Annotated in this window: 9 protein-coding genes; 7 read left to right on the forward strand and 2 right to left on the reverse strand. The window is 74.0% G+C overall.

What is annotated here, in order from left to right:
- The first annotated feature begins 6 nt into the window (after positions 1-6).
- A complete protein-coding gene (locus ACIBI5_RS08495) occupies positions 7-2,004 on the forward strand; it encodes a hypothetical protein (RefSeq protein ID WP_397244583.1) in 1,998 nt (665 codons plus the stop codon).
- On the opposite strand, the gene ACIBI5_RS08500 is transcribed toward ACIBI5_RS08495, so the two are convergent.
- Together ACIBI5_RS08500 and ACIBI5_RS08505 are read right to left on the reverse strand one after the other, a co-directional pair.
- Positions 1,937-2,326, reverse strand: coding sequence for a hypothetical protein (locus ACIBI5_RS08500; protein WP_397244584.1), 390 nt, complete (start codon positions 2,324-2,326; stop codon positions 1,937-1,939). The genes ACIBI5_RS08495 and ACIBI5_RS08500 overlap by 68 nt on opposite strands.
- Positions 2,323-3,228 carry a 2'-5' RNA ligase family protein gene (locus ACIBI5_RS08505; protein WP_397244586.1) on the reverse strand — a complete coding sequence of 302 codons (906 nt, stop codon included), beginning with the start codon at positions 3,226-3,228 and terminating at the stop codon, positions 2,323-2,325. The genes ACIBI5_RS08500 and ACIBI5_RS08505 overlap by 4 nt, the downstream gene beginning before the upstream one ends.
- A gap of 548 nt (positions 3,229-3,776) precedes the next feature.
- Between ACIBI5_RS08505 and ACIBI5_RS08510 the strand changes: the two genes are divergently transcribed.
- The 6 genes from ACIBI5_RS08510 (at position 3,777) to ACIBI5_RS08535 (ending at position 19,690) form a co-directional block, all read left to right on the forward strand.
- On the forward strand, positions 3,777-4,709 hold the full coding sequence (locus ACIBI5_RS08510; RefSeq protein ID WP_397244588.1) for a hypothetical protein: 933 nt from the start codon (positions 3,777-3,779) through the stop codon (positions 4,707-4,709).
- Positions 4,710-4,793: 84 nt separating this feature from the next.
- On the forward strand, positions 4,794-6,152 hold the full coding sequence (locus ACIBI5_RS08515) for a DUF6002 family protein (protein ID WP_397244590.1): 1,359 nt from the start codon (positions 4,794-4,796) through the stop codon (positions 6,150-6,152).
- Entirely contained in the window at positions 6,152-7,822 is a 1,671-nt protein-coding gene (locus ACIBI5_RS08520) for a beta-ketoacyl synthase N-terminal-like domain-containing protein (protein WP_397244592.1), read from the forward strand. The genes ACIBI5_RS08515 and ACIBI5_RS08520 overlap by 1 nt, the downstream gene beginning before the upstream one ends.
- Positions 7,819-10,806 (forward strand): thioesterase domain-containing protein, encoded by a 2,988-nt coding sequence (locus tag ACIBI5_RS08525; protein ID WP_397244594.1) that lies wholly within the window; start codon positions 7,819-7,821, stop codon positions 10,804-10,806. Before ACIBI5_RS08520 ends, ACIBI5_RS08525 begins: the two co-directional genes overlap by 4 nt.
- The gene (locus tag ACIBI5_RS08530) at positions 10,803-14,303 is read left to right on the forward strand and encodes an amino acid adenylation domain-containing protein (RefSeq protein WP_397244596.1); all 3,501 of its coding nucleotides are present in this window, start codon (positions 10,803-10,805) and stop codon (positions 14,301-14,303) included. The genes ACIBI5_RS08525 and ACIBI5_RS08530 overlap by 4 nt, the downstream gene beginning before the upstream one ends.
- Entirely contained in the window at positions 14,303-19,690 is a 5,388-nt protein-coding gene (locus ACIBI5_RS08535; protein WP_397244599.1) for an SDR family NAD(P)-dependent oxidoreductase, read from the forward strand. The genes ACIBI5_RS08530 and ACIBI5_RS08535 overlap by 1 nt, the downstream gene beginning before the upstream one ends.
- Positions 19,691-19,709 lie beyond the last annotated feature (19 nt).

A 19,709-nucleotide genomic window follows, 5' to 3' on the forward strand; every position in this document is an offset into this window, starting at 1 on the left:
GCAGGCGTGATCGACAGGGAGCGGCTGGTGCGACGGCACGCGGTGGTGCTCACGTCCTGGCATCCCTCGTGCACGCTCAGCCTGGGCAACGGCGACTTCGCGGTCAACGTGGACGTGACCGGGCTGCAGACGTTCCCGGAGGCGCACGAGCTGCCGCCCCGGCGCGAGCCCGGGGTCTTCGATCCTGACGACTTCCCGGTGCCGTTGCGGATCCAGTCGAGCTGGGGCTGGTACTCCACCGACCCGGGCGTGCCGTACCGGCTGGAGGAGGCGGGGACGGGCTATTCCACCCGCACCCGTATGGTGCGCTACCCCGACCGGATGCGGATCGGGGCGGACGGCGTGGCCTCCGCCGACGCGGGCGGCTGGCTCTACGCCAATCCGCGGCGGCTCGATCTCGGGCGGATCGGGCTGCGGTTCGACCCGGCGCTGGAGCTGACGGAGACGCGCGTGGAGCTCGACCTGTGGACGGGCAGCGTGCGCTCGGCTTTCCTGCTCGGCGGGCAGCCGGTCGAGGTGCGGACCGTGGTCCATCCCGAGCTGGACGTGGTCGCCACGCGGGTGCGCTCGCCGTTGCTCGCGGCCGGTGCGCTGGGCGTCGCGATCACCTTTCCCGGGCAGCGCGATCCGCTCTCCCCGGGCGAGCGGCTGGCGCAGACCACCTGTTACGGGCCGGAGGGGATCTCGCGCGACGTCGGCGACGCGCGCTACCACCTGCGCGTGCGGACCGACGGGCGCTGGGGGCCGGGCCCGGTGGTGGGCACCGGAGCGGCGGAGCTGAGGCTGAGCGCCGCCTTCTCCGCCGAGCCGCCGGACGAGCCGCCCGCCTTCGACGCGGTGGAGGAGGCGGCGGCCGGGTACTGGCGGGCGTACTGGACGTCCGGCGCGGCGGTCAGCTTCGAGGGCAGCGCCGATCCGCGGGCGGGCGAGCTGGAGCGGCGGGTGGTGCTCTCGCAGTACCTGACCGCCGTGCACTGCTCGGGGTCGGCGCCGCCGCAGGAGTCGGGGCTCGTGCACAACTCCTGGGGCGGCAAGTTCCATCTGGAGATGCACTGGTGGCACGCCGCCCACTTCGTCCTGTGGGGACGGCCCGAACTGCTCGAACGCGGTCTCGGCTGGTACCGCGAGATCCTGGGCCAGGCCCGGCGGACCGCCGCGGAGCAGGGCTACTCCGGCGCCCGCTGGCCCAAGCAGGTCGGCCCGGACGGCCGCGAGGCGCCCAGCCCGATCGGCGCCTTCCTCATCTGGCAGCAGCCGCACCCGATCCACTACGCCGAACTGCTCCGGCACAACGGCGTGCCCGGGGCGCTGGAGCGCTACGCCGACCTGGTCTTCGCCACGGCGGACTTCATGGCCTCCTACGCCGAACCGGACGAGGACGGCGTCCACCACCTCGGTCCGCCGCTGGTCCCGGCGCAGGAGACGTACTTCCCCGGCCGGGCCGGCACCGCCGACCCCACCTTCGAGCTGGCCTACTGGCACTGGGGCCTGCGGGTCGCGCAGGAATGGCGCGAGCGGCTCGGCCTGGAGCGGGAGCCCGGGTGGGACGCGGTGCTGCATGGGCTGGCCAGGCCCCTGGTGCGCGACGGCGTGTACGCGGCGGTCGCCACCGAGCCGTACACGCTGCCCGACGACCACCCGTCGATGCTCATGGCACTCGGCTTCCTGCCCGCCACCCCGCTGATCGATCCCGGGATCATGTCGGCCACGTTCGACCACGTGCTGCGTACCTGGGATCTGGGGAGCACGTGGGGGTGGGACTACCCGGTGCTGGCCATGTGCGCCACCCGGCTCGGCCGTCCGGGCGACGCGGTCGACGCGCTGCTCATGGAGACGTACAAGAACCACTACCTGCCCACCGGGCACGTGCCGCAGTTTCCCGGCGGGCTGTCGGTCTACCTGCCGGCCAACGGCGGGCTGCTCGCGGCCGTGGCGCTCATGGCCGGCCGGTTTCCCGAGGGGTGGCGGGTGTCGCACGAGGGGCTGGGGACGTTCCCGCCGTGACCGCGCGGCGGTCGAGCGCCTGCGCCCATTTGACCGCGACGGCCGCGACCTGGATCAGTTCGGTGCGCAGCGCCTCGGAGCCGGACTCCGCGAACGCCTCCAGCACCTCTTCGGCCAGGATGTGCCGCCAGGTCAGCGTGCCGTCGTCGGCCGCGGCCGAGGTCTCGCGCTTGGCCTCGTCGGCGGCGGGCGTACGGGATGGGGAGGTTCCGTCGGGCATGTCCTGGATGCCCCAGCGCGCGTCCTGGGCCCGTCGTTCCCCGGCGATCTCGTCCAGGACGCGCGCCAGCGAGCCGGGCAGGCCGTAGTCTCCGTCGTTCACAGGGTCTCCAGGACACGGAAGCGTTCGGTCACCACGAGGGTGTCGTCGTCGATCACGGGCGCGCGGCCCAGGTGGGCCACGTGCTCGGGGCTGAGCCAGAAGCGCTCGTGACCGGCCCGCCACTCGGCGACGCCGGCGTAGCCCTCGCCCTCGTCGTGGGCGAAGCGCTCGTCGATCTCCCGGATCGGCGCCACCTTCACCTCGGTGGTCTCCAGCAGCGCCACGCGCCGCCCGGCCGAGTCGATCAGCGCGTCCCAGGAGCCCGCCACCGGAAGCGGCTCGTCCTCGTGCTCGTAGTCGGCCAGCAGCGAACTCGTCGCGGTCTTGCGCCCGGCCAGGATCGCCGCGACCAGTTCGTCCCGCAGCGGGCCCGGGTAGGCGAACTCCGCCTCCCCGACCTCCCCGAACGGGAAGCACGCCCGCCGCCGCCACGTCTCGCCGTCGAAGACCTCCAGCGTCACGCCGCTGGCCCGCATCCGCACCGGCAGCCCGCTCAGGCCGCGCTCGATCGCGTCCGCGCTCTCGTCGTCCATCCCCTGCCCGACCGTGAGGTGCGGCGTGATCTCCCCATATTTCCCCTGGTACGGCTGCGCCTGCGGCCACCGCGCCACCACGGCCTCGGTCAGCTTCCTGACCGGCTCCGCCGGCTCGGGAGCCAGGTAGACCACGCCGGGAAACCGCGCGAACCGCTCGAAGACCAGATCGAAGCGTTCACAGGAGGCGAACAGTTCGCGCAGCGCGTCCTCGTCCACCCGGGCGGCGTCGAGGAACGGGTAGAGCACGGTCACGTGGGCGGGCACGCCGTAGGCGGTCGACGGGTCGTAGCGCTGCCGCCACGGGCCCACGACCTGCTCGGCGGCGGGCACGGTGACCGTCAGCGCGGTCTCGCCTCGGGTGAACATGGCCGGAAGTATCCCATGGGGCCGGCGTTCGAGCCGCGACTCAGGATGATCACCCTTGACCTGGCATTACCCCTGGAAGAAAAGTTTGTTTACCAAAGGAAATGCCAGCTCACGCCCCTACTTCATTCCACGAAATATCCATGATGCCGACTTTATATCGCGACATATCCCGGTATTGACATGTCAGATCACCCACAACCAGTATGGGTCCCCGGTCACCCGACTGCGGGTGGTGGCCGACGGGGAAACACCCTTAGCGACTGCATTGCCAGTCGGTCCGTTGGGGGTCTGAACGTGCACCGCCTTCTTTGTCGTTCAATTTTCAAACAGGCCTGCTCAGCATGAGCGATGCCACCGTATTGGCCCTGGTCGGGACGGGGAGCCTGGCTCGCGCATTCTGTTACTCGCTCGCCGTCGTCGCGACCAGTCCGATCCGTGTTGTGATACTCGGCCGTAACATCGACAAAACACACGAAGCCGCCTATGTGTCGTCAACTCGCGCCGCACTTTCCGGCGCCCCGGTCGTCTTCGAGGCCCGAAAAATCAGCTTGACCAGCAATGAAGCACTCGCGGAGACACTCGGTCAGATCGTTCCCAATGGCGTGCTCGTCGCCGCCTCCACCCAGTCACCCTGGGAACGCCAGAATTCCCCCTCCAAATGGACGGAATTCCTGGAAAAGGCGGGATTCGGGGTCACTCTGCCCTTCCAGGCGGAGGCCGCGCTCCGGGTCACCCGCGCGGCCCCGGCGGGGACCTGGGTGATCAACGCCTGCTTCCCCGACGCGGTGAACCCCCTCGCCGCGGCGCTGGGACTGCCCCTGTGGTGTGGCATCGGCAACGCGGCGCTGCTCGCCGCGAGCGCACAGGCCGCGCTGGGCCTGTCCGACCAGCGTGACCTGCGGATGCTCGCCCACCACAGCCACCTCTATCCACCGCGGGACGGCCACCCGGAGGCGCGCGCCTGGCTCGGGGACGAAGATCGGGGCGGAGACCGGGGAGCGGGTCGGGAAGAGGATCGGGAGCTGGCGGACGTGGGCGGCCTGCTGGCCGCGCAGCGCGCCGCCGGGCGCGCCGAGCTCAACCACGTCACCGGCCTGGCCTCCGCCCGGCTGGTCGCCGCCCTGATCGCGGGCCACGACATGCCCACCCACCTGCCAGGACCGCTGGGGCTGCCCGGCGGGTATCCGGTCCACGCCTCGCTCGCCTCGGGGATACGGCTGCGCCTGCCGTACGGCGTGGAGGAGAAGGAGGCGGTCGACTTCAACCAGCGGGCGGCCCTGCGCGACGGGGTGGTCGTCGAAGACGGCCGCGTCACCTTCGCGCCCGCCGCACGAGAACAGCTGGCCGCCGTCGCACCCGACCTCGCGGACGGCTTCCCCGTCACCGACCTGGAGCCGGCCACCGCCGCCCTTGAGCAGCTCAGAACCCGGCTCCGCCGCGCGCCGGCCGGCCGGCAGGACACCGGCCGCGAACCGGCCTGAACCACTTCAGCGGTCCCGAACCCGGAACCGCCGCACCACCACGGTCCCACCAGGACCATCGCCAGGAAGAGGGGCGTTGACGCCATGCCGAACTCCTTACGCACCGTCGAGACGACCGCCAACCTGCTGACCGACTTCTACGACCAGTTGCCCCGCTCGATCGCGGCCTGCGTCGCCGACCCGGAGCCGGTCAGGGAGCCGGCCGGCTTCTCCCCCGGCTTCCTGCTACCGGAGCTCGACGACGACGTACGCGGCTTCCTCGACGTGGCGACGGCGGCGTGGCGGCCGCTCGGCGACTACGGCGGGCACGACCTCAGCCTCCTCGACCTGACCGGAAACCCGGGCACCGGCACCACGAAGACGTTCGCCTCGCTGCTCATCGTGGCGCGCGCGGTGGAGTACATCCGCCGCCACGGCGAGCCGATCACGATCTTCTCCCCCACTTCGGCGAACAAGGGCACCGCCCTGCGCGACGCGGTGCTGCGCGCGATCGACCACGGCCTGGCCGACCCCGCCCAGCTGCGCGTGGTCATCCTGGCGCCGGAGTCGTGCCAGGCCAAGCTGCGCGCCTCGCGCCTGTCGTCCGATCCGGCCCTGGCCGCGCTCAACCCGATGCTGGTCTACGGCGGCGAGCACCCGGAGGACGTCAAGGCCATCGGCCGACGCTTCGCCGACAAGTACGCCGGCGAGTTCCGCGCCGCCGGCGGCAACCTGTGGTTCTCGCTGGAGCTGGGCAACTACCTGGTGGCCGACACCGCCCGCGCGTTCTTCGAGCAGCGCGCCGCCCCCGACGCTGGGCCGCGCCTGCACGCGCACGCGGTCTCCAGCGCCTTCGGCCTGCTCGGCTACCACCGCGGCCGCGAGGTCCTGGAGCTCGCCGGCCTGGCCGACCCGGCGGCCCGCCCGGCGAGCCTGCTGGTGCAGCACCTCGGCACCCCGGACATGGTGCTCAACCTGCGCCACGGCGGCTTCGAGCGGGACAACGCGCCCGTCTACGAGGCCGTGGACGGTCGCTACGTGCAGAGCGCCGACCCCCGCTTCCCGCAGGTCACCTACGACCCGGCGGAGGTGCTCGACCCGACCTTCTACACCCACCGCCCGGCCACCTCCCCGGCCATGAACGAGCTGATCGCCAGGCACGGCGGCGACGGCATCGTGGTCTCGCTGGCCGAGTGCGTCGAGCGTTATCCGCGGCTGCGCGAGATGCTCGCGGGCACCGGTCGCGAGCTGCCCGCCGACTTCCGGACGCTCCGCGAATGGTCGCTGGTCATGGCGCTGACCGGGGTGCTGAACGCGATCGACCGCGGCCTGGTCGAGGCGCCGCGCGACGTGGTGGTGCACGGCTCGGGCAGCTACTCCACCGCCGATTACGAGGTGCTGCCGCGCTCCGCCCAGATCATGGTGGACGGCGCCGAGGACGTGGCGCGGGCGGTCCTCGGCTGATGGACGGCTCGTACACCGGCGACGAGATCGCCATCGTCGGCGTGGCCGGCCGCTTCCCCGGCGCGGCCGGGGTGCCGGAGCTCTGGCGCAACCTCCTCGACGGCGTGGACTGCGTGCACGACTACACCGAGGCGGAGCTGCGCGCGCTCGGCCTGCCCGAACGGCTGATCGCCGACCCCGCGCACGTGCCGTCCGGCGGCCGGGTGGACGGCGTGGACGGCTTCGACGCCGACTTCTTCGGCGTGCCAGCGGACGAGGCCGTGCGCATGGACCCGCAGCAGCGGCTCTTCGTCGAGCAGGCGTGGGCGTGCATGGAGGACGCCGGCCACGCCCCCGGCTCCTACGACGGCGTCGTCGGCGTCTTCGCCGGCTCCTCGGTCAACCGGTACTTCCTGTACCGGCTCCTGGCCGGAGGCCAGCCCGACGACTGGGAGGAACGACTGGCCCCCGGCTGGACGGCCGACTACCTGCCCGCGCAGGCCGCCTACCGGCTGGGTCTCACCGGCCCGGCGGTGGCCGTGCAGACCGCCTGTTCCAGCTCGCTCGTCGCGGTCTGCCAGGCGGCGCAAAGCCTGCTCGACTACCGCTGCGACCTGGCGCTGGCGGGCGGGGTGAGCGTCATCGAGCCGCGCTTCAAGCACGTCGAGGGCGGGATGGTCGCCCCGGACGGCCGCTGCCGCGCGTTCGACGCCGCCGCCCAGGGCGCCGCCTACGGCAGCGGGGTCGCGGTGCTCGCGCTCAAGCGCATGGAGGACGCGCTCACCGACCGCAACCACGTGTACGGCGTGCTGCGCGGCTGGGCGGTCGCCAACGACGGCGCGGCCCGCGCCGGGTTCGCCGCTCCCGGGCTGGAGGGCCAGGCGGCCGTGGTGGCCGAGGCGCTGGCGGGGGCGGAGCTGAACCCGGGCGACATCGGGTTCGTGGAGGCTCACGGCAGCGGTACGCCGGTCGGTGACGCGATCGAGGTGGCGGCGCTGGCGCGGGTGTTCAGGGGGCCGCTGGTACTGGGGTCGGTCAAGACCAACCTGGGCAACCTTGACGCCGCCGCCGGGGCCGTGGGGCTGATCAAGGCGGTGCTGGCCGTACAGACCGGGCTGATTCCGGCCAATCTCCACTTCAAGACGAAAAATCCGGATCTGGGGGACGTGCCGTTCGTGATCCCCCAGCAGACCGTGACCTGGGAGGATCCCATACGGCGAGCCGGAGTCAGCTCGTTCGGGCTCGGCGGCACCAACGCCCACGTGATCGTCGAACAGCCCCCGGAACCACCCGAGCGCCCCCCGCTCACCGGCCGGTACGCGCTCCCCCTCTCGGCCCGCACCCCCGAGGCGCTCTCCCGGCTCGCGGCCGCCCTCGCCGCCCACCTCGCCGCCCATCCCGGCCTCCGCCTCGACGACGTCGCCCACACCCTGTGGAACGGACGCCGCTTCTTCACCCACCGCACGGCCGTCCTGGCCGAAGATCTCCCCGGCGCCGTCGCCGCCCTGGCCACCGCCACGCCGGGCACCGTGGCCCCGGCTCCCCGGACGGGCGACGCCCCGCACGAGCCGGCCGAGCGGTGGCTGCGAGGCGAGCCCGTCACTCCGCCCGAGCATCCCGGCGCCCGCCGGGTCCCGCTGCCCGGCTACCCGTTCGAGCGACGCACGTACTGGTCGGAGATCCCGCGATGACCACCCCCATCCTCTTCTGCATCCCCTACGCCGGCGGCGCGCCGAGCGCCTTCCGCGCCTGGCAGGCGATCGCCGGGCACCGGCTGGACGTGCGCGCCGTGGCGCTGCCCGGACGGGAGGCGCGGTTCCTGGAGCCGCCGGACGTGAACGTGGCCCAGCTCGCCGACGACATCGCCGGGCAGGCGGGCGGCCGGCCGTACGCGATCTTCGGGCATTCCATGGGCGGGCGGCTGGGCTTCGAGGTGGTGCGGGAGCTGCGCAGGCGCGGCGAAGACCTGCCGCTGGCGCTGTACGTGAGCGCGTGCCGCGCGCCCGACACGGTCGAACCGCTGTCGGAGCTGGCAAGGGCGGACGACGAGGCGCTGTTCGCGCGGCTGACGGAGCTCGGCGGGATGCCGCGCGAGATCCTCGACGACCCCGAGATGCGCGAGCTGCTGCTGCCGGTCTTCCGCGCCGACTTCGCCTGGCTGGACACCTACGTCTACGAGCGCGAGGCCCCGCTGGAGGTGCCGATCACGGCCTTCGCCGGCCGGGACGACCCCTCCATCGACCCCGGGCTCGTGGACGGCTGGCGCCGCGAGAGCACCGCCGGCTTCGAGCTGCGGACCGAGCCCGGCGGCCACTTCTTCGTGCACGAACGCGCCCCGCAGATCCTGGACGCGATCTGCCACGACCTCGGCAGGCAGCCGCGCCATCTGCTGCCGCTGGGCGGGACCGGCTGGTCGGTGTGGAAGGACGCGGTGCTGCGCAGCACCGGCTTCCCCGCCGACGGTCTGGCGCGCTTCTCCGCCCCCGAGTGCGCGCGAGCCGCCGACGCCTTTCTCGCCGGGGAACTCGACGAGGAGACCTTCGCCAAGACGCTGGCCGCCGCGCTCGCCGCGGGCAGCGAGGACGCCTGCGAGCTGGCCGCCGACCCGTTGTTCCGCGAGGCCGTCACCTGGCAGAACCGCACCGCCCTCGCCGCGCTCGACGGCCTGGTCAAGGGCGGTCCCGGCCAGAAGCGCAACAACAAGCGCCGCGAACGCGAACAGATCATCCTCAAGTACTGGCAGCGCTACACCGCCAAGAACGACAGCGTCGGCTTCTTCGGCCCGGTCACCTGGGCCGGAATCCGCGCGGACGGCCCCGCGGTCACCGCCGAACCCGGCCCCGGCCTGTTGGCGAGCCGCCGCGTCCGCTTCGAGGACTGGGCGCTCAGGGCATTGGCCGCCAAGCTCGCCGAGGACCCCGCCGTACGCCGCGGCTACCCGCCGGTCCTGCAGCCCCACCTGACCCTGGCCGGACGCAAGCTTCTGCGCCCCGCCTTCCCGCCGGTGCCGATCTCGGCGGCCGAGGAGGCCGTGCTGAGCCGCTGCGACGGGCGGCCCGCCGTGGAGATCGCCGGCGAGCTGATCGGCGCCGCCGGCTTCAGGTCGCCCGACGATGTCTACCTGACCCTCGACATGCTGGCCGAGCGCGAGCTGATCGACTGGACGGGCAACGTGCCGGTCACCGAGGAGGCCGAGCGGCACGTGCACAAGCTGCTGACCCGCGCGGGCCACGCCGGCGCGCTGGCCGTGTTCAAGGACCTGCGCGCCGCCAGGGACCGGGTGGCCGACGCGGCGGGCGATCCCGACGAGCTTCTGGCCGCATTGCTGGCGCTGAACGACCGGTTCACCTCGGTCGTCGGCGAGACCGTGCGCCGCCCCGGGCAGACCTACGCCGGTCGTGGCCTGCTCTACGAGGACACCACCCGCGACCTGCGCGTGGTCTTCGGCGGTCAGCTCCTCGACGACCTCGCCGAGCCGATGGCGCTGATGCTCCAGGCCGCCCGCTGGCTGACCGTCGAACTGGTCAGGGTCTACGGCGACGCGCTGCGCGAGCTCTTCGACGAGCTGCGGGCCGACACCGAGGGCGAGGTCCTGCTGGCCGACGTGTGGTACCTGGCCCAGGGCGCCCTGTTCGGCTCGACGCGGCGGCCGGTGGACGAGGTGGCGGCCGGCTTCGCCGCCCGCTGGCGCGCGGTGTTCGGCCTGGACGACCTGCCCGAGGACGCCTCCGAGGTACGGCTGACCGCCGCCGAGCTGGCCGGGGCGGTGGCGCGTACCTTCCCGGCGGCCCGCCCCGGCTGGTGGGCGGGCCGGTTGCACGCCCCCGACCTGCAGATCTGCGCGCCCGACGCGGACGCGGTCAACCGGGGCGACTACACGGTCGTGCTCGGCGAGATGCACGCGGCCTGGCCGACGTTCGACACCTGGGTGTTCACCGGCGCGCACCCGGACCCCGGCGCGCTCGCCGACGCCCTCGACGCCGACATCGGGCCGAACCGCCTCGCGCCGCTCTACCCCGACACCTGGCCGCTGCACACCGGCAGGGTCTCGCGCGCGCTGGCGGGTCCCGGCCTGCGGCGGCTCGGCTGGACCGCCGCGCCCGGCGCGGACCCGGCCACGATCCTGCCCGCGACCTCGATCCAGGTCCGCGAGGTCGGCGGCGGCCTGGTCGCCGTCGCGCCGGACGGGCAGCGCTGGCCGCTGGTCGAGGTGTTCTCCGAGCTGCTGGCGATCCACGCGGTCGACGGCTTCAAGCTGGCCGCCGCCGGTGGGCACACGCCGCGGATCTCCATCGGCCGCCTCGTCGTCGCCCGGGAGACCTGGCGGACCACGGCCGGGGAGAGCGGCCTGACCGAGGTGACCGGCGAGCGCGAACGCTACCTCGCCGTACGCCGCTGGCGCCTGGCACTCGGCCTGCCGGAGCACGTCTTCGTCAAGCTGAGCAGCGAGATCAAACCCACCTACGTCGATCTGACCAGCCCGTTCTACGCCTCGATGCTCTGCATGATGCTGCGCTCGGCCCAGGCGCGCGCGGGCGGCGGCGTGAAGGTCACGATCACCGAGCTGCTGCCCGGCCCCGGGCAGGCGTGGCTGCCCGACGCGCGGGGCCGCGGCTACTTCAACGAACTGCGCCTGCACCTGGTCGATCCCGCGACTCCCGGAGGTCTCGCGTGAGCCTGGCTGAACTCATCCTCTCCCGGGCCGCGCGGCGGCCCGGCGCGGTGGCCGTCCGGCAGTGGGCGGACGTGCTCACCTATGGCGAGCTCGCCGCCCGTGCCGAGCGGCTGGCGATACGGCTGCGCGCCCTCGGCGTCGGCCCCGAGACGCTGGTGGGCGTGTGCCTGCGGCGCCGGCCGTCGATGATCGTCGCGATTCTGGGCGTGCTGCGTGCCGGTGGCGCGTACGTGCCGCTCGACCCGGACGGCCCGCCCGTCCGGCGCGAGGAGATCCTCGCCGACGCGGGCATCACCACCGTGATCGTCGACGACGACACCGCGGCCGGGTTCACCGGTGTGCGGCGGGTGCGCGCCGACGCCGGCGACGACGGCCCGTGCCCGCCGTCGGGCGCCGGGCCGGGCAACGCCGCCTACGTCCTGTACACCTCGGGCTCGACCGGGCGGCCCAAGGGCGTCGTGGTCGAGCAGCACAGCGTGGCGGCCTTCGCCGACGGCTTCGCCCGGCACACCGGGGCGGGGCAGGACACCAGGGCGCTGGGGTTCGCCGCGCTCACGTTCGACCTGTCCGTGCTCGACATCTTCGTCACGCTGGCCACCGGCGGCGCGCTGCAGCTGGCCGGGGACGCCGACCGGGCCGACCCCGGCCGGCTGCAGCGGTTCGTGGCCGGGCACCGGGTGGACTGGGGCTGGATCCCGGTGGTGCTGCTGACCCTTCTGGAACCGGCCGGGCTGCCGGAGTGGCGTACCGTCATCACCGGCGGCGAGGCCCCCGGGCCCGAGCAGGTCGAGCGCTGGACCTCGACCGGCAAGCGCTTCCTCAACTGCTACGGCCCCACCGAGGCGACCGTCTGGGCCACCTCCTTCGAGGCGCGCGGCCGCTGGGAGCGCTCCCTCCCGATCGGCGCCCCGCTGCCCGGCTACACGGCGGCGGTCTTCGACGAGACCGTCGGCGCGATGCCCGACGGCGGCACCGGGGAACTGCTGCTCGGCGGCACCGGCGTGGCCAGGGGCTACCTGGGGCGGCCCGCGCTGACCGCCGACCGCTTCGTGCCCGACCCCTCCGGGCACGGCGCCCGCCTCTACCGCACCGGCGACCTGGCCAGGCGCGACGAGCAGGGCCTGCACTTCCTGGGGCGGAGTGACCGCCAGGTCAAGATCCGCGGGCAGCGAGTGGAGATCGGCGAGGTCGAGACCGTCCTGCGGGCCCATCCGTCGGTCGAGCACGCGGTGGTCGAGGCCGTGGACGGACCCTCGGGTCCGCGGCTGGTCGCCTTCTGCAGCCCGGACGCGGACGCGTCCGACCTCCTCTCCCACTGCGCCGAGCGCCTGCCCGCCGCGATGGTCCCCGCCCAGCTCGTACGGCTCGCCGCCCTCCCTCTGACCCCCTCGGGCAAGGTGGACGGCCTGGCCCTGCGCGCCCTGACCGAGAACGGCCGGACACCGGACGGCGGCTTGGCCGGGAACGGCCGGACGCCGGACGGGAGCTTGGTGGACGGCCGGGCACCCGGCGGCGCGGTCGGCGCGGTCGTGCCCGCCACCCCGCTGGAACGCGCGCTGGCCGACCTGTGGACCCAGGTGCTGGGTTACCGGGACGCCGCGATGGAGGACGACTTCTTCGCCATGGGCGGGGACTCGGTGGCCGCGATGCGCCTGGTCGCGGCCGTGGGCGGCACGCTGGAGCTGGCCGTCGCGGTGGAGGACGTGTTCGCCGGGCGCACCCTGGGCGGCTTCGCGGCCCGCGCCGCCGCCGCCGGTCCACGGGCAAAGCGGCTCCCCACCGGCAACCCGCCCGCGCTGTCACCGGCGCAGCGCCGCCTGTGGTTCGTGGACAAGCTCGCCCCCGGCGCCACCGCCTACAACCTCGCCCTGGCCGAACGCCTGCACGGGCCGCTGAACGTGGCCGCGCTGGGCGGCGCGCTGGCCACGGTGATCGCCCGGCACGAGGTCCTGCGCTGGCGGGTGCCGGACGCGGCGGGCGTGCCGTACGTGGAGGTGGACCCGCCGACGGCGGTGCGGCTGGCGGTGGAGGACGTTTCCGAGGAGCGGCTGGAGGCGGTGCTGGCGCAGGAGTCCGGGCACCGCTTCGAGCTGGCGGCTGGGCCGTTGTGGCGGGCCAGGCTGTTGCGGCTCGGGGAGCGGGAGCACGTGCTGGCGCTCACCTTCCACCACGCGGTCTTCGACGGCTGGTCGCAGCGCCCGTTCCTGGAGGACCTCGGCCGGGCCTACGCGGGCGAGGACCTGCCCGCCCCGCCCGCGCGGTTCGCCGACTACGTGGCCTGGCGCGACCGCCAGGAGCGCGAACACGGCCAGGACCATCTGAACTGGTGGAAGGCGCACCTCGACGGCGCCCCCGTCGTGCTGGACCTGCCCCGCGACCGCCCCCGGCCGCCGGTGCAGACCTACGCGGGCGGCCGGGCGAGCCTCACGCTGGGCGCGCACACCTCGGGCGCGCTCAGGACACTGGCCGTCGAACTCGGCACGACCCCGCCCACCGCCATGCTGGCCGCGTTCGCCGAGGTGGTGCGCCGGGTCACCGGCCGCGACGACATCCTGGTCGGCACGCCGTCGGCCGACCGCAGGCACGAGGCCTTCCACGACCTGGTCGGCTTCTTCCTGGAGGTGGTGCCGCTCCGGCTGCGCGCGGACGCGGGCGACAGCTTCGCCGACCGGGTACGCGCCGCCGCCGGCGAGTTCCTGTCCGCCCTCGGTCACCACGCGGTGGCGCTGGACCGGATCGTGGACGCCGTCGCCGTGCCCCGCGACCCGGGCCGTGCCCCGCTGGTGCAGGTGCTGTTCAACGTCTACAACTTCCCCGAGCCCAGGCTGCCGCTGCCCGGGGTGCGCTCGGAGCGGGCGGTGCCCGGGGTGGCCGGCTCGCCGTTCGACCTGACGATCTACGCGGTCGAGCGCGACGGCGCGTACGCGATCGACTGCGTCTACAACGCCGACCTGTACACGGCCGCGCGCGTGGAGCGGCTGCTGTCGGCCTACGGCGCGCTGCTCGCGGCGGCGGCGGCCGACCCGCACGCCCCGATCGGCGCCCACGAGCTGCCCGGCGCCGGCGCACTGGCCGAGGGCGTCCGCGAGCTGCCCGGCGCCGGCGCACTGGCTGAAGGCGTCCGCGAGCTGCCCGGCAAGGCGCCGGGCGAGGGCCCGGCGCGGGCGGCGCCGATGGCCGGCTCGGCGCGGCCGGTCACGGTGACCGAACGGCTGGTCGCCCGGGTCTGGCGGGAGGTGCTCGACCGCGAGGACGAGGTCGGCGCCACCGCGAACTTCTTCGACGCCGGCGGCAACTCGCTGGCCATGGTCAGGGTCAGGGCCCGCCTCGCGGCGCTGCTCGGCCGGGAGCTGACCATCGTCGACCTCTTCAAGCACACGACAGTCCGTGGACTCGCGGCCTTCCTCGACGGGGAGTCCGGCACGCCAGAACTGAACAGAGCCGACCGGCGCGCCCAGGCCCGCCGGAGCCGGCAGGAAAAGCGCAGGAGGATCTAGTGACGGAGTTCGCCGCCGAGCCCATCGCCATCATCGGCATGAGCGCCCGGGTGCCGGGCGCGGCCAGCATCGAGGAGTTCTGGCGCAACCTCGTCGCCGGCCACGACTCGCTGACCGTGACCACGCTGGAGGAGCAGCTCGCGCTGGGCGCCAACCGCGAGATGGTCGAGCACCCGGCCTTCGTGCCCGCCGCCCAGATCATCAGCGACATGGAGTACTTCGACGCGGGCCTGTTCGGCATGAACCCGCGCGAGGCCGAGATCGCCGACCCGCAGCTGCGCGTCTTCCTGGAGCAGGCGCACGCGACGCTGCTCAACGCCGGTTACGACGCCACCCGCTTCGACGGCGACATCGGCGTCTACACCGGCACCGGCCCGAGCGTCTACCAGTGGCTGAACATCCGCACCCACGCCGCCCAGTCGCTCGGCGCCATCGGCGTCGGCGTGGCGGTCAGCAACAACATCGACTACATCGCCACCACCGTCTCCTACCGCCTGGACCTGCGCGGCCCGAGCATGACGGTCTCGACGGCCTGCTCGTCCTCGCTGGTGGCCGTCCACCTGGCCTGCGAGGCGCTGCGCAGCGCCGAGTGCGACATGGCGCTGGCCGGCGGCGTGTGCCTGGAGTTCCCGTGGGGGCTCGGCTACCCGTCCATGGACGGGTTCACCTCCTCCGACGGCCACGTACGCCCGTTCGACGCCAAGGCCGACGGCACCATCTGGGGCAGCGGCACCGGCGTGATCATGCTCAAGCGGCTCAGCGACGCGCAGGCCGACGGCGACCACGTCAGGGGCCTGATCCTGGGCAACGCGATCAACAACGACGGCGCCGGCAAGGCGGGCTTCTCCGCGCCGAGCGTCGAGGGCCAGGCCGCGGTCATCCAGGAGGCGCTCGGCGTCGCGAACGTGGACCCGCGCACCGTCGGCTACGTCGAGGCCCACGGCACCGGCACCGCGCTCGGCGACCCGATCGAGGTGGCCGCGCTGACCAGCGTCTACGGCCGCGACGCCCAGGACACCGGCTGGTGCGGCATCGGCTCGGTGAAGTCCAACATCGGCCACCTCAGCCAGGCCTCCGGCGTGATCGGCCTGATCAAGGCGGTGCTCACGCTGGAGCACGGGATGATCCCGCCGAGCATCAACTTCGACGAGCCGAACCCGGCCATCGACTTCGACGCCGGCCCGTTCTACGTGGTCACCGCGCCCACCAAGTGGCTGGCGGGAGGCGAGCCGAGGCGGGCGGCGGTCAGCTCGTTCGGCATCGGCGGCACGAACGCGCACGTGGTGCTCCAGGAGGCGCCCGCGCCCGAGCCGCGTCCCGCCCCCGCCGGCCGTCCCCGCCTGCTGCGCCTGTCCGCCCGTACGGCCGGCGCCCTGAGCACCGCCCGCGACCAGCTCGCCGCCCACCTGGAGAAGACCGCGGACCTGGTCCTGGACGACGTCGCCCACACGCTCGACGTGGGCCGCTCGGTCTACAAACACCGCGCGGCCGTGGTCGCCGCCGACCTGACCGACGCGGTGAGCGCGCTGCGCGAGCGCCGCCGCTTCCTCACCGGCACCGCAGGCGACCCGGCGCCGGGCGTCGCGCTGCTGTTCTCCGGCCAGGGCGCCCAGTACGCGGGCATGGGCGCGGAACTGTACGAGACGGAGCCGGTCTTCGCCGCGGCGATCGACGAGTGCGCCGAGCTCGCCGCGGCCGAGCTGGGCGAGGACCTGCGGGCGGCGATGTTCGGCCGCGGCCCGGAGTCCGACGCGCTGCTGCGCGAGACCCGCCGCACCCAGCCCGCCCTCTTCATGATCGGGTACGGCCTGGCCAAGCTCTGGCGGCACTGGGGTGTCGAGCCGGCGGCCATGATCGGCCACTCGATCGGCGAGTACGTGGCGGCCACGCTCGCCGGCGTCTTCACCCTGCCCGACGCGGTGCGCCTGGTGTGCGCCCGTGGCCGGCTGATGCAGTCGATGCCGGCCGGGTCGATGCTGGCCGTACAGCGGGACGAGGAGTGGGTGGCGGCGCGGCTGCCCGAGGGCGTGGGCATCGCCACCGTGAACGGCCCAGGCGTCTGCGTGGTGGCGGGGCCCGCGGCGGCGGTGGACGCGTTCGCGGCGCGGCTGAAGGACGAGGAGGACGTCAAGACCACCGCGCTGCGCACCTCGCACGCCTTCCACTCACCGATGATGGACCCGATCCTGGCCGAGTTCACCGAGGTGGTCGCCGCGGTGCCGAGGCAGGCGCCGCTGCTGCCGTTCCTGTCGAACGTGACCGGCGACTGGATCACCCCGGAGGAGGCCGTGGACCCGGCGTACTGGGCCCGGCATCTGCGGCGGCCGGTGCGTTTCGCCGACTGCGTGGCGACGCTGCTGGCCGAGGGCCGGTGGGTGCTGCTGGAGTGCGGGCCGGGCAAGCAACTGGCCGGTCTGGCCAGGATGCAGACGCCGAAGGACGGCCTGGCGCCGCTGGCCAGCCTGCCCGCGGCGACCGAGCGGGCGGGCGCGGCCGAGACGCTGCTGACCTCGGCCGGGCGGCTGTGGACCGCCGGGGTCGCGGTGGACATCCCGGTGCCGGGGCGGCGGGCGCCGCTGCCCGGCTATCCGTACGAGCGTGAGTACCACTTCCTCAGCCCGTCGGCGCCGGAGGCGGTCGCCGCCCCGGTGCTGCCGTCGGGGCCGCGGGGTCTCGACGACTGGTTCGAGGTGCCCGCCTGGAACGAGGTGCCGACGGTCGCGGCCGGTGAGCCGTTCGCCCGGTGCCTGGCCTTCGCCGGCGACGCCCGGGGCGAGGAACTGGTCGCGGCGTTGCGGGCGGGGGGCACGGAGGTCGTCACCGTGCGTCCCGGTTCCGGCTTCGCCCGGCTCGCGGACGGGTACACGCTCGTGCCCGGCGATCGGGCGGGCTATGACGCGCTGGTCGAGGCGCTGGTGAACGACGGCGGCGTACCGGCGAGGATCGTGCACGCCTGGCCGCTGACCGGTCACCCGGCCGGGACCGACCCGGAGGCCACCGCCGCCGCCCAGGAGAACGGTCTCTACAGCCTGCTCTGGCTGACGCAGGCGCTGGCCGCCGCGCAGGTGGCCGCGGGCGTGCGGATCGACGTGGTCACCGACGGCACCCAGGACGTGCTGGGCCACGACCTGACCCGTCCCGAGCACGCCACCGTGGCCGGGATCGCCCAGGTCGCCCCGGTGGAGATCGACGGCCTGACCGTCGGCCACCTCGACCTCGACCCGGCGGGCACACCGGTGAAGGCGCTGCTGGCCGAGCTGCGCCGGCCCGCCGAGCAGGGCACGCTGGCCCTGCGCAACGGGCGGCGCTGGCAGCGCGGCTTCCGCCCGGCACCGCTGCCCGCCGACGTGCCGGGCGACGTGCTCAAGCCCGGCGGACGCTACCTGATCACCGGCGGCACCGGCGGCATCGGCATCACCATGGCCGAGGAGCTCGGCACCCGGCTGCGCGCGCGGATCGTGCTGCTGAGCCGTTCGGGACTGCCCGAGGGCGACCCCCGCACCGCGCGGGCCTCGGCCGCGATCCGGCGGGTCGAGGCCGCGGGCGGCTCGGTGAAGGTCGTCGCCGCCGACGTCACCGACCCCGTACGGCTGCGCCGGATCCGCGAGGAGGCGGTGGCCGAGCTCGGCGGACTCGACGGCATCGTGCACGCGGCCGGCCTGCCCGGCGGCGGCATGGTCGAGCTGAAGGAGCGCGGGGAGGCGCAGGCCGTCCTCGCCCCCAAGATCTACGGCACGCTCGCCCTCTGGAACGCCTTCGGCGACCTCGACCTGGACTTCGTCGCCCTGTGCTCCTCGGTGACCGGCATCGCCGGCGGCTTCGGCCAGGTGGACTACACGGCGGGCAACGCCTTCGAGGACGCCTTCGCCCGCTCCCGCCAGGGCGGCCCGCGCGTCCTCTCGCTCAACTGGGGCGTCTGGCTGGAGGTGGGCATGGCCGCCGACACCGACGCCCCGGCCGCCGTCGGCAGGAACGCCGGCGTCACCGCCGCGGTGCCCGTCGAGCACGGCATCCTGCGCAGCCGGATCGGCCACGAGGTACGCGGCCCGATCTCGGCGGAGACCCACGCGATGCTGGACGAGCACCGGATGGGCGAGGTCCCGATCATGCCGGGGACGGGGCAGCTGGAGTGCGTGCGGGCGGCGTTCGAGGCGGTCGTGCCCAGCCCGGGTCCCGGCCACGTCATCGAGCTGCGCGACCTGGCCTTCGTCAAGCCGCTGGCCGTACGGCCCGGCACCACCGGCGAGGTGGTCGTGGAGGTGGTCACGACAGCGGACGGCGGCGAGCTGGAGCTGCGTACCCACGAGGGCATGCACGCCCGGGGCAGCGCCGTCTGGGCCGAGGCGCGGCCGCCCGCGCGGGTGGACCTGGACGCGCTGCTGGGCGGGTTGCGCAAGGCCACCGCCGAGGAGATCGTCGGCGTCCACGACAGCGTGCTCAACTTCGGGCCGAGCTGGCACCACCCCGAGCACGTCTGGTTCGGCGAGCGCGAGCAGATCGGCCTGGTCGAGGCGATCGACGCGGTGGCCGCCGACCTGGACCGGTGGGGGCTGCACCCGGTGCTGCTCGACATCGCCACCTCCTTCGGCACCGGCGACGGCCGCCAGACGGGGCTTTCCTACATGCCGCTGGCGTACGGGACCGTGCGTGTCCACGACCGGCTGCCCGACCGCTTCTACAGCCACCTGCGCATGGGCGACTTCCGCAGGGACAGCCGGATGGTGGCGCTGAACTTCACGCTCATCGACGAGTCGGGCAAGGTCCTGGTGGAGATCGAGGACTTCGAGGTGCGCCAGGTGGAGCCGGGCACGGTGAGCGCGCTGGGCGACGTGCCCGAGTCCGCGCCGACCGGCTGGAGCTATGCCGGGGCGAGCGGGGAGCCGAGCGACGGCATCCGGCCGGTGGACGGCGTCGAGGCGTTCCGCCGCGCGCTGGCCGCCGACGCGGGCGCGCAGATCGTGATCAGCTCGATGGCGATCGCCGAGATCATCGAGGGCGAGCGGCGTTTCTCCGCCGACGAGCCCGCGCCGGAGCAGGCGGCCGAGGCGGTGCGGGTGGTCCGCGACGGCGACTTCCTGGCGCCGGAGGGCGAGCTGCAGACGACGCTGGCCGGGATCTGGAGCGGGGTCCTCGGGGTGAAGGACATCGCCGCCGACGACGACTTCATCGACCTGGGCGGCAACTCGCTCGTCGCGGTCCAGCTCATCGCGCAGGTCAGAACCACTGTCGGGGTGCGGCTGCCGATGCGGGCGCTGTTCGAGGCGCCGACCATCGCGCAGATGGCGGCCAAGATCGAATCGCTCAGGGCCGCCCAGGACGGCGCGGCCCCCGCCGCCGCCCCGTCCGCGTCGGCGCCGATCCCCCGCGTCGCCCGGCGCATGTCCTAGAACCCACCCACCCGGAAAG

The organism is Nonomuraea sp. NPDC050540, assembly GCF_044457485.1.
In the GTDB taxonomy this organism is placed as follows: Bacteria; Actinomycetota; Actinomycetes; order Streptosporangiales; family Streptosporangiaceae; genus Nonomuraea.

What these genes read in the sequence shown, in the direction of transcription:
- ACIBI5_RS08505 (WP_397244586.1), bottom strand. Translation starts at nt 3,228, where the DNA reads ATGTTCACCCGAGGCGAGACCGCGCTGACGGTCACCGTGCCCGCCGCC.
- ACIBI5_RS08515 (WP_397244590.1), top strand. Translation starts at nt 4,794, where the DNA reads ATGCCGAACTCCTTACGCACCGTCGAGACGACCGCCAACCTGCTGACC.
- ACIBI5_RS08520 (WP_397244592.1), top strand. Translation starts at nt 6,152, where the DNA reads ATGGACGGCTCGTACACCGGCGACGAGATCGCCATCGTCGGCGTGGCC.
- ACIBI5_RS08525 (WP_397244594.1), top strand. Translation starts at nt 7,819, where the DNA reads ATGACCACCCCCATCCTCTTCTGCATCCCCTACGCCGGCGGCGCGCCG.